Here is a 238-nt window from a genome sequence, read left to right on the forward strand (position 1 = left end):
ATGGACGAACCGCTGTCGGCACTCGACAAGAAGCTGCGGGAAGAAATGCAGATCGAGCTGAAGCATCTGCATGACCGGCTCGGCATGACGACGGTCTACGTCACGCACGATCAGCGCGAAGCGCTGACCATGTCGGACAGGATCGCCGTCATGTGCAAGGGCGCCATCCGCCAGCTTGCGACGCCGCGAGAGATCTACGACCGTCCGTCCGACCAGTTCGTCGCGGATTTCATCGGCG

At 61.8% G+C, this 238-nt stretch carries 1 pseudogene; it reads left to right on the plus strand.

Features of this window, described 5'->3' with window-relative positions:
- Nucleotides 1-238: pseudogene (locus AC5JJ6_RS07455) on the plus strand (spermidine/putrescine ABC transporter ATP-binding protein); the annotation flags it as partial.

It is taken from the genome of Skermanella sp. (assembly GCF_059503625.1).